The 18,887-nt window shown below is 53.9% G+C and carries 18 protein-coding genes; 17 read left to right on the top strand and 1 reads right to left on the bottom strand.

What is annotated here, in order from left to right; genetic code table 11:
* The first annotated feature begins 110 nt into the window (after positions 1-110).
* The 14 genes from bshB1 to nth all read left to right on the top strand — a co-directional run bounded on the left by bshB1 (position 111) and on the right by nth (position 13,739).
* The gene (bshB1, locus tag EVJ34_RS01510; protein WP_131484541.1) at positions 111-794 is read left to right on the top strand and encodes a bacillithiol biosynthesis deacetylase BshB1; all 684 of its coding nucleotides are present in this window, start codon (positions 111-113) and stop codon (positions 792-794) included.
* Positions 791-1,912, top strand: coding sequence for an N-acetyl-alpha-D-glucosaminyl L-malate synthase BshA (gene bshA / locus EVJ34_RS01505; RefSeq protein ID WP_131484540.1), 1,122 nt, complete (start codon positions 791-793; stop codon positions 1,910-1,912). Before bshB1 ends, bshA begins: the two co-directional genes overlap by 4 nt.
* A complete protein-coding gene (locus EVJ34_RS01500) occupies positions 1,909-3,048 on the top strand; it encodes a CCA tRNA nucleotidyltransferase (protein WP_131484539.1) in 1,140 nt (379 codons plus the stop codon). The genes bshA and EVJ34_RS01500 overlap by 4 nt, the downstream gene beginning before the upstream one ends.
* Positions 3,021-3,983, top strand: a complete 963-nt coding sequence (locus EVJ34_RS01495; protein WP_131484538.1) for a biotin--[acetyl-CoA-carboxylase] ligase — start codon at positions 3,021-3,023, stop codon at positions 3,981-3,983. The genes EVJ34_RS01500 and EVJ34_RS01495 overlap by 28 nt, the downstream gene beginning before the upstream one ends.
* A 217-nt stretch (positions 3,984-4,200) precedes the next feature.
* Positions 4,201-5,037, top strand: coding sequence for a 3-methyl-2-oxobutanoate hydroxymethyltransferase (panB, locus tag EVJ34_RS01490; RefSeq protein ID WP_131434079.1), 837 nt, complete (start codon positions 4,201-4,203; stop codon positions 5,035-5,037).
* A complete protein-coding gene (gene panC, locus EVJ34_RS01485) occupies positions 5,034-5,864 on the top strand; it encodes a pantoate--beta-alanine ligase (protein WP_131484537.1) in 831 nt (276 codons plus the stop codon). Before panB ends, panC begins: the two co-directional genes overlap by 4 nt.
* Positions 5,865-5,869: 5 nt before the next feature.
* Positions 5,870-6,253: an aspartate 1-decarboxylase gene (gene panD / locus EVJ34_RS01480; RefSeq protein ID WP_021067221.1), complete on the top strand. Its 384-nt coding sequence runs from the start codon at positions 5,870-5,872 to the stop codon at positions 6,251-6,253.
* Between the two features lie 107 nt (positions 6,254-6,360).
* Positions 6,361-9,171, top strand: coding sequence for an ATP-dependent DNA helicase DinG (gene dinG / locus EVJ34_RS01475; protein WP_131484536.1), 2,811 nt, complete (start codon positions 6,361-6,363; stop codon positions 9,169-9,171).
* A gap of 66 nt (positions 9,172-9,237) precedes the next feature.
* A complete protein-coding gene (locus EVJ34_RS01470) occupies positions 9,238-9,423 on the top strand; it encodes a YpmA family protein (protein WP_016509977.1) in 186 nt (61 codons plus the stop codon).
* Positions 9,424-9,440: 17 nt separating this feature from the next.
* Positions 9,441-9,899, top strand: coding sequence for a hypothetical protein (locus EVJ34_RS01465; protein WP_236636610.1), 459 nt, complete (start codon positions 9,441-9,443; stop codon positions 9,897-9,899).
* A gap of 21 nt (positions 9,900-9,920) precedes the next feature.
* Positions 9,921-11,108, top strand: a complete 1,188-nt coding sequence (locus EVJ34_RS01460) for a pyridoxal phosphate-dependent aminotransferase (protein ID WP_131434087.1) — start codon at positions 9,921-9,923, stop codon at positions 11,106-11,108.
* Positions 11,109-11,128: 20 nt separating this feature from the next.
* Positions 11,129-12,430, top strand: coding sequence for an asparagine--tRNA ligase (asnS, locus tag EVJ34_RS01455; RefSeq protein WP_131434089.1), 1,302 nt, complete (start codon positions 11,129-11,131; stop codon positions 12,428-12,430).
* Positions 12,431-12,489: 59 nt separating this feature from the next.
* Positions 12,490-13,077, top strand: a complete 588-nt coding sequence (locus tag EVJ34_RS01450) for a DnaD domain-containing protein (RefSeq protein ID WP_131434091.1) — start codon at positions 12,490-12,492, stop codon at positions 13,075-13,077.
* Positions 13,077-13,739, top strand: coding sequence for an endonuclease III (gene nth, locus EVJ34_RS01445; RefSeq protein ID WP_131434093.1), 663 nt, complete (start codon positions 13,077-13,079; stop codon positions 13,737-13,739). The genes EVJ34_RS01450 and nth overlap by 1 nt, the downstream gene beginning before the upstream one ends.
* Before the next feature lie 39 nt (positions 13,740-13,778).
* Here nth and EVJ34_RS01440 read toward each other — a convergent pair whose 3' ends face one another.
* Entirely contained in the window at positions 13,779-14,630 is an 852-nt protein-coding gene (locus EVJ34_RS01440) for a DUF3800 domain-containing protein (protein ID WP_131434095.1), read from the bottom strand.
* Between the two features lie 363 nt (positions 14,631-14,993).
* Between EVJ34_RS01440 and recU the strand changes: the two genes are divergently transcribed.
* The 3 genes from recU to EVJ34_RS01425 all read left to right on the top strand — a co-directional run bounded on the left by recU (position 14,994) and on the right by EVJ34_RS01425 (position 18,874).
* On the top strand, positions 14,994-15,590 hold the full coding sequence (gene recU / locus EVJ34_RS01435; RefSeq protein ID WP_131434097.1) for a Holliday junction resolvase RecU: 597 nt from the start codon (positions 14,994-14,996) through the stop codon (positions 15,588-15,590).
* 21 nt (positions 15,591-15,611) lie between these two features.
* Positions 15,612-18,224, top strand: a complete 2,613-nt coding sequence (locus EVJ34_RS01430; RefSeq protein ID WP_131484534.1) for a transglycosylase domain-containing protein — start codon at positions 15,612-15,614, stop codon at positions 18,222-18,224.
* An 89-nt stretch (positions 18,225-18,313) separates the two neighbouring features.
* Entirely contained in the window at positions 18,314-18,874 is a 561-nt protein-coding gene (locus tag EVJ34_RS01425) for a hypothetical protein (RefSeq protein WP_236636609.1), read from the top strand.
* Positions 18,875-18,887 lie beyond the last annotated feature (13 nt).

The following is an 18,887-nucleotide window of genomic DNA, read 5'->3' as shown; positions in this document are numbered from 1 at the left end:
TGGTTCACCTCCCATCTAGTAGCGTACTCGAAAAACCTCTCGGTTGCCTACCCTGAACATATGACAATCGAGACGGAGTCCGATATACTTTTCACAGAAGAGGTGATTTTATGAAAATAGTAGCAATTGGGGCCCATCCGGACGATATTGAGATTGGTATCGCCGGCATGACCGCCCAATGGACCGAGGACGGGGTCGAGGTGCTTTACGTCGATTTGACGAGAGCCGAACTGTCCTCGAACGGGGACGTCGTCACCCGGTCGAAAGAAGCCGAGACGGCCGACCTTGTGCTCGGTACCCGCCGCGTAAACCTCGGTTTCCCGGACCGGGGTTTGACCGGGGACGCAACGCAAGTCGAGGCGCTTGTCCGTTTGATTCGGACCGAACGGCCGACACACGTCCTCTATCCATATGGCGTCGACCGCCATCCCGACCATGGGGCATGTGCCCGACTCGTCGAGGAGGCGCTCTTTAACGCCGGGATCCGTAAATTCATGCCCGACGTTCCGGCGTATCGACCGGCGAGCGTCTATCAATATATGATCAATGCCCACGCGACGCCTGACGTCTGTATCGATATCTCTCCGACGATTGAACGGAAGCTCGACGCGCTTCGTGCTTACGCGAGCCAATTTACGCCAGTCGACGGGGTAGCGACCCCACTGACGGATGCGTACCTCGAGCGGGTCTTGGCCCGGGAACGTCATTTCGGCAGTTTGATCGGCACGGAGTACGCCGAAGGGCTCATGACGACCCGGCCGTACGTCGTCACGAAGGCGGGTGAGCTCGCATGAGACTACGCATCGGGGTCCTGTGCTATCCATCGGTCGGAGGTTCCGGCATACTCGCCACCGAGCTCGGCATGAAACTTGCCGACAGAGGTCATGACGTTCATTTCATCACGTCGAGCATCCCGTTCCGACTGAACGCCTATCATCCGAATATCACGTTCCATCAAGTCGAGATCAACCAGTACTCGGTGTTCCGCTATCCGCCGTACGACATCACGCTCGCCTCAAAGATTGCGAGTGTCATCCAGGCGTTCGGACTTGACGTGATCCATGCGCACTACGCCGTGCCGCACGCCGTCTGTGCAGCCCTCGGGCGCGAGATGGCGGGAACGAAGACACCGATCGTGTCGACGCTACATGGGACCGATATCACCGTGCTCGGGGAAGACGAGGAACTTAAGCCGGCCATTTTATATGGTTTGCGCCAATCGAATGCGATCACGGCCGTCTCGGACAGCTTGAAACAAGAGACGCTCGAGCGGATCGGGTCCGATTTGTCAATCGACGTCATCCATAATTTTATCGACGAGGCCGTCTATCAGCCGCAAGCCGACACAGCGCTTCGCGAACGATACGGTCTGTCCGAACAGGACCGGGTCGTCATCCACATCTCGAATTTCCGCCAAGTGAAGCGAATCGATCTCGTGCTCGAGTCGTTCGAACAGATGGACGTGCCGCACAAGAAGTTGCTCCTCGTCGGTGATGGTCCGCTCATGGGAGCGATGCGCCGCCTCGTGAGCGAGATGGGGCTTGAAGAGCAAGTCATCTTCGCCGGGAAGCAAGAGCAAGTGGCGGCACTCTTGTCGATTAGTGACGCCCATGTCCTATTGTCAGACAAAGAGGCGTTCGGCCTCGTCGCCCTTGAGGCGATGGCGACGGGGGTCCCGTCGGTCGTCAGCGATGCGGGCGGGTTACCGGAAGTCATCACGGACGGCGTGGAAGGGTTCGTCATCAAACGCGGGGACGCGCATGCGGCGACGAAGGCACTCGAGGCAATCTTGCTCGATGGAGAACTGCACGCACGTTTCCGTACGAACGGCCTCGAGCGGGCCAAACAGTTCGCCTCGGCCGATATTGTCACAGCGTATGAAACGTTGTATGAACAGGTGGTGGACCGATGACGGAATGGGAGTACGCCAAACGAATCATCGAGACGATCAACGCCCACGGTGGGGAGGCGTATATCGTCGGCGGCGCCGTCCGAGATTATATGCTCGGCACGCTACCGGACGATATTGATATCGCCACGTCGCTCTTCCCGGACGAAGTGATGCGCTTGTTTCCAAAATCAGTACCGACCGGGATTGACCATGGCACAGTGACGGTCATTCTCGACCATCATCCGTTCGAAGTGACGACGTTCCGTTCGGAAGGGACGTACTCGGACTCGAGACGGCCCGACCACGTCTCGCTCGGCGTCTCGCTCGAGGAAGATATGAAACGTCGCGATTTCACGATGAATGCGATGGCGTTCCACGATGGCAACGTCGTCGACTTGTTCGGAGGACGGATGGACCTTGAGGCACGTGTCATCCGGACCGTCGGTAGTCCATATGAACGCTTCAATGAGGATGCGCTCCGCATCATGCGGGCGTTCCGTTTCATGGCCCAGCTCGATTTCCGACTCGACGATGACGTGCAACGTGCTTCTCATGCGCTCGGTCACAAACTGCAAGATATCGCGATGGAGCGGATCGCCATCGAGTTTGAGAAACTGATGGTGGGCCCGGCGTATCGGAAGGCGCTCGAGGCAATCCTTGACCTCGGCATCCATCAGTATTTACCGAACGTCTCGACAGAGCTAATCGAGCGCGTCATCGCCGACAAGCGGACGCCAATCAATCCGGTCGGGGGCTGGGCGCTGTTCGTCTATTATGCCGACGACACCAATTGGCTGACACCTTGGAAACGCTCGAACGCGTTAAAACGGGAGGCAGGTGTCCTCGCCCGTCTGTTTGATTCAGGGCTCGACACGTTCACCATCTATGAGACGACGACGGAGACGCTAGCGACATACTTGCACATGTCCGGCCGCAGCGAGACGGCCGAACAGTTGAAACGGCAGTTGCCGATCCAGTCACGTCGAGAACTCCGATTCGATGGTCGCGATGCGTTACAGATTGGGGCGCGCGGACCGCTCATCAAACAACTGCTCGCCCATGTCGAGCGGCTCGTGCTCACTGACGAGCTCGACAACGAACCGGAACCGTTACGAAAGGAGGCCGAACAATGGCTTCGACACGCGGAAAAGTCTTAAATCTGTTGCAAGACGGGACAGTGTGGAGCGGGCAAGAGTTGGCCCGTCAATTAAGTATTTCACGTACCGCTATTTGGAAACATATTGAGACATTAAAACAAGACGGGTATGTCATCGAGACGATCCCCCGGAAAGGGTATCAATTATTCGGTCAGACCGACCGGCTCGATGAACCGGCATTTGTGTCGTTCCGGAAAGGGCGATTTGGACAAGTCGTCCATGCGTTCGAACAAATCGACACGACCCAGCGTATCGCCCATGAGTTGGCACAAAAAGACGCTCCGGAAGGGACGCTCGTCATCAGCGAGGAACAGACAGCTGGGCGAGGTCAACTCGGGCGGAACTGGTATAATCCGAGCCGCGTCAACATCGCGGCAAGCGTCATCTTGCGCCCGGCGTTGCCAATTCGCGACGCATCGAAATTGACGCTCATGGCGGCGAGTGCCTTCGCCCGCGCCCTACATGGTCAAGCCGTCCCGGCCGAAATCAAATGGCCGAACGACTTGTTGCTGAACGGGAAGAAAATCGGTGGGATTTTGACCGAGATGCAGACAGAAGGCGACCGAATTCAAGCCGTCATTCTTGGGTTCGGATTAAACGTCAATAGTGACGTCATCCCGGACGAGCTGGCTCATCGCGCGACATCGATCAAACTTGAAACGACCCAGTCGTATCGCAGAAGTGAACTGCTCGCCAATTTGCTCGTCGAGCTTGAAACCGAATATGATTTATTCCTCGAGTCGGGGTTTGGCCCTGTGCGCGACCATTGGCTCGAACACGCCGCCTATTTGGACGAACCGGTCACGTTGAACGCGTCAGGTAAGCCACGACGTGGTTTGATGCGCGGGATTTCGGATGAAGGGGCACTCCTGTTGGAACGAGAAGGAATGGTTGAGCCGATTTACTCGGCCGAGATCGCAGTTTGGAATGATTGATGGAAACGGCTTCGTGGTCTATAATGAATGTGCCGGACGCTATCGCTAGCGAAGTGTACCGGAACTGCAGACCGTCACTACATTTTTTTGTCTGCCTTGATCATTTTGACAGGGACAGAAGGACACTCATCTACTTGAGATCGTTTTCGTGCGCCTTCTTACCATTCGTGAGGAAGGCGTTTTTTCTAACCTGTCTCCACATTAGGAGGAGAACCATATGCATACGATGACTTCTTTATTGAAGAAAATGAAGCAAGAAGAGAAATTGGTCATGTTGACGGCTTACGACTACCCGTCAGCGAAACTGGCCGAGGCTGCGGGCGTCGACATCATTTTGGTCGGCGACTCGCTCGGAATGGTCGTACTCGGCTACGACTCGACGATTCCGGTGACGACCTCAGACATGGTCCATCACGCCAAGGCCGTACGCCGTGGGGCACGTGACACGTTCGTCGTCGTCGACATGCCATTCGCGACATACCACGGTGATTTCGATCGTACGCTTCAAGCGGCCGCATCCTTGTTCCAAGACGGGCAAGCCGATGCCATCAAGCTCGAAGGGGCCGGCGAAGTGCTCGAGACGATCGAACGTCTGACGAAAGTCGGTATGCCGTGCGTCGCCCACCTTGGTCTTACGCCGCAATCGGTCGGTGTGCTCGAAGGCTATAAAGTACAGGGCAAGTCGCTCGAAGATGCCGAACAGTTGATTGCTGACAGCCTCGAGGCCGAACGGGTCGGGGCGAAGATGCTTGTTCTCGAATGTGTACCGCACCAGTTGGCCAAAAAGATTGCCGAGGCACTTACGATCCCGGTCATCGGTATCGGTGCCGGTGCCGACGTGGACGGTCAAGTGCTCGTCTATCACGATATTTTGAAATATGGCGTCGACCGTCTGCCGAAGTTCGTCGAGGCGTACGCAGATGTGAACGCGGTCGCGACGACAGCGATTCGCAATTACGTCGAAGCGACGAAAGACGGCTCGTTCCCACTCGAACGACACACGTTCACGATGGATGAGTCGCTACTCGATACGCTCTACGGGGGCAAGGCATGAACATCGTCACAACACCACAAGCTTTACAGCAACTGTTGACAGACGCTGGAACGATCGGTTTCGTTCCGACGATGGGCTATTTGCACGAAGGGCATCTCAGTCTCGTCGAGGCGGCCAAATCAGAAAACGACCTCGTCGTCATGAGCATCTTCGTCAACCCAACGCAGTTCGGACCGAACGAAGACCTCGACCGCTATCCGCGTGACTTTGAACGGGACGAGGCGCTCGCCCGCGAGGCGGGGGTAGACGTCTTGTTCTATCCGAACGCGGAGACGATGTATCCGCTCGACATGGCTCGCGTGACGGTACGTATCGGCGCCGACGTCTTATGTGGAGCGAGCCGGCCCGGTCATTTCGATGGCGTTTTGACCGTGGTCTCCAAGCTGTTCAACTTGGTTCGTCCGACACGCGCCTATTTCGGTTTGAAAGATGCGCAACAAGTCGCCTTGATTGAAGGATATGTCCGTGACTATTTCGTACCGGTCGAGATTCGCCGCTGTCCAATCATTCGTGAAGAATCGGGTCTTGCTAAATCGTCCCGGAACGTCTATCTGTCTGAGACAGAGAAAGTGGACGCGAGTGACATCAATCGGGCATTGAACGAAGCGAAGGACGCGCTCGCACAAGGCCAAACGATTCAAGACGTCAAAGTGCGTCTTGAGGAACGCCTGCATCACATCTCGAACAGTACGGTTGACTATGTAGAAATCAAAGACTACCCGACGTTGACAGAGGTGACATCCGTGTCAACGGAACTATTGATTGCCGTAGCGGTGCAGTTCGAACGGGCCCGCTTGATTGATAATGTGATTTGGAAGAGAGGATGAATCCAATGATTCGAACATTTATGCACGCGAAACTACACAAAGCGACCGTCACCGAAGCAAATTTGCATTACGTCGGCTCGATCACGATCGATGAAGATTTGATGGACGCGGTCGGCATTATGGAGAACGAACATGTGCACATCACGAATAACCATAACGGTGCTCGTATCGAGACGTATGTCATCAAAGGAGAGCGAGGTTCGGGTGTCGTCTGTTTGAACGGGGCAGCGGCCCGTCACTTCCAAGTCGGAGATGTCGTCATCATCATGGCGTACGGTCAGATGACGGCCGAGGAAGCGAAACAGCATCGTCCGAAAGTCGCCGTCTTGAACGAACGGAACGAAATCGATCAACTTCTTTATGAAGAGATCGCGCATACGATTCTATGACACGAGCGGGGATAGCCGATAGAGGCATCCCCGTTTTTTCGTGTATCGTTCTATGGTAAGATGAGACAGACAGAAAGCACGATCGTGCCGAAGATGGGATGGATGTTATGGACACCTATGTGATAGTGGATTTGGAGACGACTGGTCATTCCGTCAAGTCCGGCGACGAACTGATTGAATTTGCGGCGGTGGTCGTTCAAGGGAGTGAAGTGATTGAGCGCTACAGTACCTTGATTCGCCCGAGTCGCCCAATCCCGCCTTTTATCACGCAGTTGACGACGATCACCAATCAAGACGTGGCGGAAGCCCCGACGTTTGAAGAAGTGATCCCAGATATATGGAAGATGCTCGATGGACGGATATTCGTCGCCCATAACGTATCTTTTGATTTGAATTTTTTAAATGAAAGCCTCGAACAAGCGGGCTATTTACCGTTCCAAGGACGGGCAATCGATACGGTCGAGCTGGCCCGGATTCTATATCCGACGCTCGAGAGCCATGCGCTCGAGTCACTCGCTGAGACGTTCGACCTCGTGCATACCGACGCGCACCGGGCACTCAGTGATGCCGAGGCAACAGCGGAACTGTTTATTCGTTTAGTCGAACGGTTGCGCGCTTTGCCGCTTGTGACGCTGAAACAATTGCGACGGCTGTCCGAGTCGTGGACGAGCAACGTCGAACCGCTACTCGATGAGTTGATTCTCGAAGTCGGGATACGAGCCGACGATGAGACGACGTTCGATATTCATCGGAAAATCGCGTTCCGACGTCTCGTCGATACGTTCGAGCCCGCTGTCGAACGCGAACCGTTTGAACCGTTTCTTCATCGGACGATCGAAGAGACGCTTCCTGCGCTGTTTGGCCAATTTGAGCCGCGTCAAAGTCAATTCGAGATGATGCGACACGTCTATAAAGCGCTCGATGACGAAGCGACGCTGTTGATCGAGGCGGGGACAGGGACCGGGAAAACGTTGGCGTATTTGATTCCGAGTGCCCATCATGCGCTTGAGACGAAGCGACCGGTCGTCGTCAGCACACATACGATTCAGTTACAAGAACAGCTGTTGAATCGAGATTTACCAATTTTAAAAGCGATTTTCCCTGAAATCGAGTTCACACTCTTGAAAGGGAGACGCAACTACATCGACCTCCGAAAGTTCGAGATGATTCTCGAAGAAACGAACGACGGTTTACTCCCGGCGATGTGCAAGGCGATGGTCCTCGTCTGGTTGACCGAGACGGAGACGGGCGACTTGGAAGAGTTGTCATTGCCCGGTGCGGCGTCACAAGGTCCGGCCTCATTCAAACGGTTGATTCAGGCCGATGCGGCCTCTGACTTCGGTCGGTTCGACCCTTGGTACAGTCGTGATTTCTTCACCCGTGCTGTCTTGCGCTCGAAAGAAGCTGACATCATCGTGACGAACCATGCCCTATTGTTCTCGGATTTGCAACATCAGGCCGGGATTCTCCCAACCGATACACCGCTCGTCTTGGACGAGGCGCATCAAGTCGAGGAAGTCGCGTCGCATCACTTCGGTGTGACGTTTGATGCGATCCAATTTGATCGCCTGTTCAAATGGTTCGGTTATGGTGCCGACGGCAAATTCCATTCACGGGTGCTCGGACTCGCCGATTTGACGGCCGTTTCAGAAGAAGCGGAGGCGTTCAGTAAGGCAACCGATCAAACGCTCGCCCGTGTCGACGATGAGCTGAACGATTTGCTCACGGCGCTCCAGTCACTCGGTAAAAAACGGGAGCAGCGTCAAACCGTCCGCTTCGAGCGGGAAGGAGAAACGTTCCGGCCGATCCGAGAGGTGGCGAAACGGCTCGAAGACCGACTGCGAACGCTCCGGACGACGCTCCGGCAACTGCATCGGCTTCTCGATGAACACAAAGAGCATATGACGTTCAAACAGCGGGCCGTGCTCGGTGATTTGAAGGCGTTCATCGGCGACGTGCGCGATATTGAGAGCGTGCTTTACGAGACGATGCTCACACGGGATGACGATGCCGTCAGTTGGGTAGAACTCAATCTGGCCAATCGCAAGTTGACTTCAGTGTACACCCAGCCGGTCGAGATCGGTCCGCTCCTGCATGAGCGGCTGTTTGCCAAACGGCCGACGATCTTGACGTCGGCGACGATGACCGTCTCAGGACGGTTCGGCTTCATCGAGCGGCGTCTCGGACTCGACGGGGAAAACGTTCGCCGCGTCGTGTTGGCGTCACCGTTTGATTTTAAGAAGCAAGCGAAACTGTTCGTCCCGGCCGACATCCCACTTATCAACGAAGTCCCGTTGCCGCGGTTCGTTGAACAGATCGCGGGCTCGATCGCTCAAATCGCTAACGTGACGAAAGGGCGCATGCTCGTCTTGTTCACGTCGAACGAATTGTTGCGCTTGACGCACGAGGCCGTCAAAACTCAGTTGGATGAGGCATATACGTTGCTCGCTCAAGGTGTCAGCGGTGGATCGCGTAGTCGCTTGACAAAACAGTTCAAACGGATCGACCAGTCGATTTTGTTCGGAACGTCGAGCTTCTGGGAAGGTGTCGACATTCCGGGCGAGGCACTCACCTGCCTCATCATCGTCCGACTCCCGTTCGCGCCTCCCGACCAGCCGGTCATGCAGGCACGGTCCGAGAAGATCGAGGCGACAGGCAAATCATCATTCTTTGAGCTGTCACTCCCGCAAGCGGTCATCCGCTTCAAACAAGGGGTCGGTCGTCTGATTCGCTCGAAGGAGGATTACGGTGCCATCTTCGTCTTCGACCGCCGCGTCGAGACGACGCGTTACGGGAAACAGTTCATCAACAGTTTGCCGGCCGTCGATCGAATCGATGGACCGCTTGAGACCGCACTCGCCGAACTAGAGCTATTTTTAGACGAGAAAGAGAAGACAGGCCTAGGAAATCAGAGATAACGCTAGGCAGCGTGAAATTATCGCTTTATAATAATGGGTATAGTGTTTTTTGAAGGAGGAGTAATCATGAATTCGAATATTGAGACGTTGGCGACGGTTCGAATCGAGCCGACGGCAGACGTCTACAAAATTGTCGACTTGTTGAACCGCACGTTGAAGAGCCAAGATTTAATGTTCGGTCTTGCTTTAGAGAAAAAAGTGAATGATCCGAAGAAAGAAGAGATGGTGTTTACCATCTATCGGACGGAATGACACGGAAGACAAAAGTAGTGATTGCGTTCATGACGGCACTCATCGGTGTCGTCATCGTATTTAGTGGCATTTATTGGTTCACGGTCGGCCACACCGAGCGAACGAAAGAGAAGATGATCGAGGAAGCGCGCGAGCGACTCGTCGCCGAGCAACCGTCCGTATCGATTGAACGTGCCGAATTGTTCAACGGGACAGAACCGTACATCGTCTTCGAGGAGACGGATCGGGTCCAGTTCGTGCCAGTCGATGATAAGTTGCCAATCGTGACACGGGATATCGCGACGGTCGATTTGGATCAAATCTGTGCCGACTCGGTCGCGGAGACCGGTGGTACGCTCGTCAGCTGTAAGTATGGCTTCGACGAACGGGCATTGATCGAGGTCGTGACAAAAGCGGGCACGTCTTACACGTACTCGTATTATACGCTCCAAGCGGGCGAATTCATTCGACGGGTCCAATTGACGGACTCGCCTTGACGAAACTAGAGGGGGATCTCCATGGAACATCTATTGGCACAACGTGTAAAGCAGTTGACACCTTCAACAACACTCGCCATCACGGCGAAAGCGAAAGCGTTAAAAGCGTCGGGTCAAGACGTGATTGGGCTAGGGGCCGGCGAACCGGACTTCAATACGCCTGAACGCATCATCGAGGCGGCCTGTCAGGCCGCACGCGATGGCGACACGAAGTATACCCCATCTGGCGGGACGGTCGCACTCAAAGACGCAATCATCGAAAAGACGAAACGCGACAGCAACTTGACGTTCACCCGTCCGGAGGTCATGGTCGCTTCCGGTGCGAAACACGCCCTCTATGCACTTTTCCAAGCGATTTTAGATGAAGGGGACGAGGTCATCATCCCAGTACCGTATTGGGTCAGTTATCCGGAGCAAGTGAAGCTCGCGGACGGCGTCCCGGTCTACGTCGACACGAACGAGGCGACGATGTTCAAATTGACGCCTGAGCTGCTCGAAGCGGCCATCACGGACCGGACGAAGGCGGTCATCTTGAACAGCCCATCGAACCCGACCGGTATGATTTATACAGAGTCCGAACTGTCGGCGCTTGCAGACGTCGTCAAACGGCACGATTTGCTCGTCGTCAGTGACGAGATTTATGAGAAACTCGTCTATGGCGATGCGGAGTTCGTCTCGATCGCGACGTTGCCTGACATGCGAGACCGGACCATCATCATCAACGGCGTCTCGAAGTCGCATGCGATGACGGGATGGCGCATCGGCTATGCGGTCGGTGATAAGACGATCATCGAGGCGATGACGAATCTCGCGTCGCACTCGACATCGAATCCGACGTCGATCGCGCAAGCGGCGGCGGTCGAAGCATACAACGGATCGCAAGATGATGTCGAGATGATGCGCGTTTCGTTCGCTGAACGACTCGAGATCGTCTATGATCGACTCATCTCAATCCCAGGGATCACATGTTTGAAGCCGCAAGGCGCATTTTACTTATATGCCAACGCCAAAGAAGCGGCCACGATGAGCGGTTACGACTCGGTCGATGCGTGGTGCGAGGCCGTTCTCGGTGAGGCGTTCGTCGCGCTCGTCCCGGGCTCAGGTTTCGGACAGGACGACTACGTCCGCTTGTCTTATGCAACAGAATTAAAACGGGTATTAGAAGCGCTCGATCGAGTGGAAGACTTCATTACACGTAACGCTCGATAAGCGAAAGGATGGATATGAACATGACAACTATTTCAATCAGCCAATTTAAAGACTATGAAGGCCAGACGGTCCGGGTCGGAGCTTGGATCGCCAACAAACGTTCGAGCGGGAAGATCGCGTTCCTTCAACTTCGTGATGGGAGCGGCTTTGCCCAAGCTGTCGTCGTCAAAGCCGACGTAGCTGAAGATTTGTTTGCGCTCGCTAAAGGCGTGACGCAAGAGACTTCGGTCTGGGTTACAGGTACGGTCAAATCGGACGGCGGACGCACGCCGCTCGGCTTCGAACTCGAAGTGACGGCGATGGAAGTGATCGCGGAATCGGTCGACTATCCGATTACACCGAAAGAGCACGGGACAGAGTTCTTGATGGACAACCGTCACCTATGGCTCCGTTCACGCCGTCAGCACGCGATCATGAAAGTCCGTAATGAATTGATCCGGGCCACGTACGAGTTCTACAACCAAGAAGGATTCGTGAAAATCGACCCACCGATCATCACGTCTAGCGCCCCGGAAGGCACGACAGAATTGTTCGAGACGGATTACTTCGGACAGCCGGCCTATTTGTCACAAACGGGCCAACTTTACATGGAGGCTGCCGCAATGGCACTCGGGAAAGTATTCTCGTTCGGACCGACGTTCCGGGCTGAAAAATCGAAGACACGCCGCCACTTGATCGAGTTCTGGATGATTGAGCCGGAGATGGCGTTCTTCGACCACGATATGAGCCTCGAACTCCAAGAGCGCTACGTCTCGTACATCGCCAAATCGGCGCTCGAGAACTGCCGCAACGAATTGGAACTGCTCGGACGCGACTTGTCAAAACTTGAGAAAGTACAAGCACCGTTCCCGCGCGTCCGTTACACGGATGCGATCAAGTTCTTGAAAGAGGAAGGCTTTGACGACATCGAGTACGGCGACGATTTCGGCGCGCCGCACGAGACGGCCATCGCCAACGCGCATGACCTCCCGGTGTTCATCACACATTGGCCGAAAGATATCAAACCGTTCTACATGAAAGTCGACCCGGAGAACCCGGAACTCGTCCTTTGTGCCGACTTGATCGCGCCAGAAGGTTATGGCGAAATCATCGGCGGCTCGCAGCGTGAAGACGACTACGACCGTTTGAAGGAAGAGATTATCAAAGAAGGCCTCGATGAGACAGATGCTTACGATTGGTATCTCGAACTCCGTAAATACGGATCGGTTCCGCATTCTGGATTCGGTCTCGGCCTTGAGCGGACGGTCGCTTGGATTAGCGGCATCGAACATATCCGCGAAGCGATTCCATTCCCACGTCTCTTAAACCGCATTCACCCATAATCGCCGATCGGGGATGACGTTGTCTTCCCCGATTGATTTGTCTAGAAAGGATGTGCGACATGGATGCACATAATATAATCAAGCTGTTCGAACAAAATCCAGTCGTCGTTCCGAGGAAACTGTTCACCGAGGCACGTCGCCTCAACTTGACGCCGATTGAGTTCAATCTCGTCATCCATCTGCTGGAAATGATCGGGGAAGGCATCGAGATGCCGCTTCCGAGTGAACTCGGAGACCGGATGAACGTGGCCGAGAGCGAGGCCCGCGCCGTGTTGCTCGGTCTGCTCCAAAAAGAGTTGATTGCCATCGATGCGTCGGCCGAGGTCGAACGGTACAGTCTGCTCCCGTTATTCTTAGCACTCGATGAAGGGGCAACCTCTGAAAAATCGGCCCATTCGTTGAATGAGAACATCATTCATACGTTTGAGCGCGAGTTCGGGACGATTACCCCGTTTGAGATTGAGCAGATCGTCGGCTGGTTGACCGAGGACGGCTTCAGTGAAGAGCTGATCATGGCTGCGCTTCGGGAAGCGAAACTACGCAACGTGCGCAACTTCAAATATATGGACAAGATTCTCCGGGTGTGGCAAGACCATAACGTCGAGTCGCTCGAGGACCTCGTCGATTATCAACGGAGGAAAAAGTGATGTTGACGAGAGCCCAATTGTCGGAAGTGTCGGACACGATGCGTCGCATGTTCCCGGACGCCCACTGTGAGTTGACGCACCGCAACCCGTTCGAGCTCGTCGTGGCCGTGGCCTTATCGGCGCAAGCGACCGATGCGCTCGTCAACAAAGTGACGCCTGGTCTGTTCGAGGCCTATCCGACCGTCGAACAGATGGCAGCGGCCGACGTCGCCGACATCGAGGCGTTAATCAAACGCATCGGTCTGTATCGCAATAAAGCGAAAAACGTGAAGGCGCTCTCGATGCAAATCGTGGAACGTCACGACGGAATCGTCCCGTCCGACCGTGAATCGCTCGAGGCATTGCCTGGCGTCGGACGCAAAACGGCGAACGTCGTCTTGTCCGTCGCGTTTCATGAACCGGCGTTCGCCGTCGATACGCATGTCGAGCGCGTCTCGAAACGGCTCGGTATCTGTCGCTGGAAAGACAACGTCCGCCAAGTCGAGGACACACTCATGAAGAAGTTCCCACGTGAAGAATGGTCACAGCTCCATCACCAGTTCATCTTTTTCGGACGCTATCATTGTAAAGCGCAACGTCCTGCCTGCGAGACGTGTCCGCTGCTCGATATGTGCCGCGAAGGGAAGAAACGAATGAAGTCCAAGCAAGCGAAGGGACAATGAACGAAAAAACTGCCTTGCCGATATTCGGCAAGGCAGTTTTCAATGGTTCCACGGATGGTCGCTCCATTCGCGGCGTTTTTTCGTGATCGGTACTTTTTTGAATCCCCAGTTACGGAAATCTTGGTCAGGACTTTCTTTACGAATGTAAATCTTGTCCTTGATGGCTTTGAAGATCCGGTTCTCATCCCCATAATGGACGAACCGTGGTTTCACTTCGATGACGCCGCGGCGCACACGCGAGAGTGGGAGGCAGACGAGGTCAGCGATTTCAAGCCCAGACTGATAGATTGTATGTTGTTTCTCCGAGAAGATGAAGCCTTTGATCTTTTGTCGGGACTTCTCGACATCGAGATGGACTGTTCCCGAATTGAAGATGTCGAAGAACGCCTTTTGGATGAGTAAATTCTGATAATCATCACGCGACTCCAAGACGACACGGGCGCTGACTGCTTCCGTCTCTTCTAAAAACGCATAAAACGATTTCATCAAGTGGGCGAAAGCGACGACGTACGGATCTTTCGGTGTCGAATAGAAGTCGCGGAGTTTTTGTTTATCGACTTCGACACTGATGATTGTACAGTTAATGTCGCGCAGAAAGTCCGGCAACTTGTTCCAAAAGTCACGAAGCATATCGATCGTGATACCGTCCTCTTTCCCATACGGATGCTCGGCCTTCAAGATTTCTTTTAAATGGAGCGGGATATTCTCCGTCTTGAACACATCGCGCTTGAAGGCATGTAATCGGCGCTTCAACTCGCACGGTATCCCGGCTTCGTCGGCATCGATCGCATATTTATATTCCATCAATACGCCGGTAAGGTTGAACTGGGTATTCCCTTTAGGCGTGCCCGTCTCGTCGACGAACATGACATACTTCTTTTGTGTTTCCATCTTACTCCTCCAACCATGGCCCAACCGCTTATCTAAGCGAGCCTGCTAATTGTTTTCCAACCTTGGTTTACGCTGCTGATTGCACATTAATTGCACACTTTTTCAAACTTACGTCAATCTGCGTTTAATCCGTCTTGATTATGGCTAATAAGTAGAAGACTTATTTCAGAAAAATAAATAGCTCTTCCGTAACAAGGTCGTGTCAATTTGACTACACAATGAACTACCTACTAGTTTAACATACGGGAGTTTGGTACGATATGGATTGCGGAAAATCCACAGAGGAGTCGAGCGACAGAACTCGACAATCAGACTTCAGACGGAAGGAACGGCTGGACCAACCTGTTAAACTAGAGACTAGGGGTGACGACATTGTTCCATTATCCGAACGGGAAAAAGCCGAAACCTGCGGCAACGCCGGTCCGCTCTAATCCGCAGACGTACGCGAACCGAGGAATGAACCTCGAGACGCTGCTGAACGACACGAACGAGTTTTACCGACTTCACGGGCGAGCGGTCATCCATAAGAAACCGACACCGCTGCAAATCGTGAAAGTCGATTACCCGAAACGGAGCGCGGCGAAAGTGACCGAAGCGTATTTCAAGCAAGCGTCGACGACCGATTATAACGGGGTGTATCGCGGGAGATATATCGATTTCGAGGCGAAGGAGACGAATAATAAGACGTCGTTCCCGCTTGGAAACTTCCACGACCACCAAATCAACCATATGCGCGAGTGTGAGCGGCATGGAGGGGTTTGTTTTGTCATCATTCGGTTTAGCCGCTATAATACGCAATATGTGTTATCAACGGAGCAATTATTAGTTTGGTGGGAACAGCGCGAATCAGGACGTAAGTCGATTCCGCTCTCCTATATCGAGCAAGAAGCAATTGAAGTTCCAACCCGGGCGATGCCGGCCGTTGATTATTTGACGGCGATTGAGGCGTGGCTCGATTGAAATAGAAGGAGTGAAGCATGAATGGAACGAAGTCGGATGGCACGTCGACAAGATACGACGACCAATAAACGTAAACCAGCGGCCAAAAAGTCGAAACAAAAGACGAAAAAATCGAAGTTTCGGCGCATATTCACGATACTAGGGATTTTGTTCATTATCGGCGTCATCGCCGGCGGCGCATACACGGCGTATGCAATCGCGACGGCACCACCGCTCGACGAAGAGAAGTTGGTCGATACGTACCCGATTCAGCTGTTATCAGCTGAAGGAGAGCCGCTCGAAGGAAGCGGACAAATTCGGGAGTACGTCTCCATCGATGACATTTCGGAAGTGATGCAACAAGCGGTCATCTCGATCGAGGACCGCCGCTTCTATGAACATAATGGAATCGACTTGCGCCGGATTGGTGGCGCCGTGGTTGCGAACTTGACGGACGGCTTTGGGGCCGAAGGCGGTTCGACGATCACGCAGCAACTCGTTAAACAATCGTTCTTGTCGACCGACAAGAAATTGAAGCGGAAGCTGCAAGAACAGTGGCTCGCCATCAAACTTGAGCGCGAGTACACGAAAGAGCAAATCCTCGAGATGTACTTGAACAAAAACTATTATGGTACAGGCGGGTATGGTGTCCAGACGGCATCAAAACGCTACTTCAATAAACCGGTCTCAGAAGTGAACTACCAAGAGGCGGCCATTTTAGCGGGTCTCCCGCAACGTCCGAGCGCCTATGACCCGATCAACGGGGATCAGGAACTGACGCGTTATCGTCAAGAGCAAGTGCTCTCAGCGATGAAGCGAGATGGACATATCACGGAAGAAGAATACAACCAGGCACTTGACGTCGAGATCGCGGACGTCATCTCGCCAGGTGAAGAAACAGAAGAAGAGACGTACACGCGCTCGATTTACGCTCGCGTCCAAGCCGAGCTCGAGGAAGACTATGGTCTCGAGCAGGCCGACATTTACGGGACAGGCTTGAAAGTGTATACGTCCATCAATAAAGACTTGCATACAAAGTTCAATAGCGATATTAAGAATGATAACGTCAACCTTCCAACAAGTGCGTTCCCAGAAGATCTTCGCATGGGAGCGACCGTGTTGAACACGAAGACGGGTGAAATCGTCGCCGTCATCGACAGTGAACAGGCGAAACAAGGCGATAAGAACTATCGCGACTATTCGCGCGAGAAACGCCAAATCGGATCGACGGCGAAGCCGTTCTTCGATTACGGTCCAGGGATTGAAAACGCGCAATGGTCGACCGGGAAAGTATTGATTGACAAAGCGTTTGACGAGGATGAAAATTATAAGCCTCTAAACTATTACGAAGGTTTCCGTGGTGCCAACACGATGCGCTATTACTTGACAATCTCGGGTAACACACCGGCCGTCCGTGCCTTCTATGAAGTACGTGACGAGTTCGGCCAAGAGGCGATTCAATCGTTCGTCGAGAACGTCGGCATCGAGCCGTCGATGTCGGGCGACGAGATGAACGCCTCGAACGCACTCGGGACGGCGGAAGCAAGCACGACACAAATGGCGGCTGCTTACGCTGCGCTCGGAACGAACGGCATGTATACGAAGCCGCACGTCATCCAAAAAATCGAGTTCAACGACGGCTCGACGATCAACTCGCCGATTAAAGCGAAGCAGGCGATGGAAGACTATACAGCCTATATGTTGACGGACATGCTTCGTGACGTCGTCAGCGGGTCGAACGGGACGTATGAACCAGGCGCGTTCCCGTACGACGTCGCCGGGAAGACCGGGACGACGAACGATGATAAGGGCGATGAGAAGGACAAATGGTTCACCGGTTATACGACCGACTACTCGATTTCGGTATGGACGGGCCGTTCAAATGACATACCAGTATCGGTGTTTAAACCGAACTACGCCCAATATTACTTCGAGTATATGATGCAAGAAGTGACAAGAGCGACGGGTCAACCGGATCGCTTCCAACAACCGGAATCGGTGCTTTCGCTCGGGAACGAGTTGTACGTCAAAGGGACGAAACCGAAAGACTTACAGCCGGACAAACTTGCTGCGCCGACCGGGGCATCAGTCGACTATGACGTACCGGGTGAAACGGGGACGCTCTCATGGTCGTACGACAAACAAGCGGTTCAAGCCGCTGGTTACCAAGGGCTTTCGTTCACGGTGACGGAGAAACGTCCAGACGGTAGCGAGCGTGTCGTCGGGACGACTGAAGACACGAGTATCGCCATCTCCGGACTCGGTGAAGGGGAGACGACGTTCACGATTGTGGCTAACGCGACGAACGCGCTCGTCGGTGACCAACAGTCGAGCCCGCTTCAAACTTCTTATACGGTCGAACGGAGCGAAGAGCCTGCGGCCGAAGAGGAAGAAGAACCAGCCACGGAAGAGACGCCTCCTGAAGAGGAAGGCGAGCAAACCGATGGTGAGAACAACGGCAATAACGAAAACAATGAGAATAACGGAAACGACAACAACACCGAAGACGAGAACACGGAAGAACCGACCGAAGAAGAACCGACAACCGATGAGGAATCGGATTCGGACGGGGACGTTGACCGTCAATCGACATCAGACTCGGAAGGCCGTGACAACGGCAACGGGAATGGGAATGGCAACGGTGGTCGTGATTGAACCGACTCACTGGAAACAGGGCGACATCAGCGCCCTGTTTTTCTGTTTCATTTGCTATAATGAAAAGAAAGCGAATAGGATGGTGACACATGGTACAACTCTCATTGAAACGTAAGATGAAAGTATTGTTTGTGATCGACCGACTGCAAGAGGATGATTTAGGCATCCCGTTACATGGCGTCAATGGCTTGAAGATGGGCCGGTTGCTCCTCGAGGAATCGATTCCGTTCGGACGCTTGATTGATGATCAAGCCGTGGCCGAGGCCAGTGGCCATCCTTATTTGAAACGGATCGGCGTCGAGACGGTGTTTCTCGGCGACGAGTCATATTACCCTGAACTTCTGCAGGGCAAGCGCCAAGCGCTCGCGACGCATGAAGATTATCATAAAGCGGTGCAGCGTTACACGAAGCATTTACAAGCGGTCCACTCGAAGTGTACGAAGCTACATACCATCGTCTTGTTCGGACGTTCGACGCAACGGTTGTTTGACGATGCGATCACGCGTCTCGAAGAAGAAAATGAGCATGTCGCCGATTCGTTTAAAGCGATGGACGTGCTCCGTTTGCCGGCCGTCCATCGGCTCGTACGCGACGAACGGATCAGCCAAGTCAAGGCTGTCGTGGAACGTCTCGCACCTTCGAAATCATAAAGAAGGTGAACTC

The sequence above is a fragment of the Exiguobacterium sp. SL-9 genome, from assembly GCF_004336985.1.
Taxonomy (GTDB): Bacteria; Bacillota; Bacilli; order Exiguobacteriales; family Exiguobacteriaceae; genus Exiguobacterium.
This window is presented reverse-complemented; position numbering and strand designations above follow the sequence as displayed.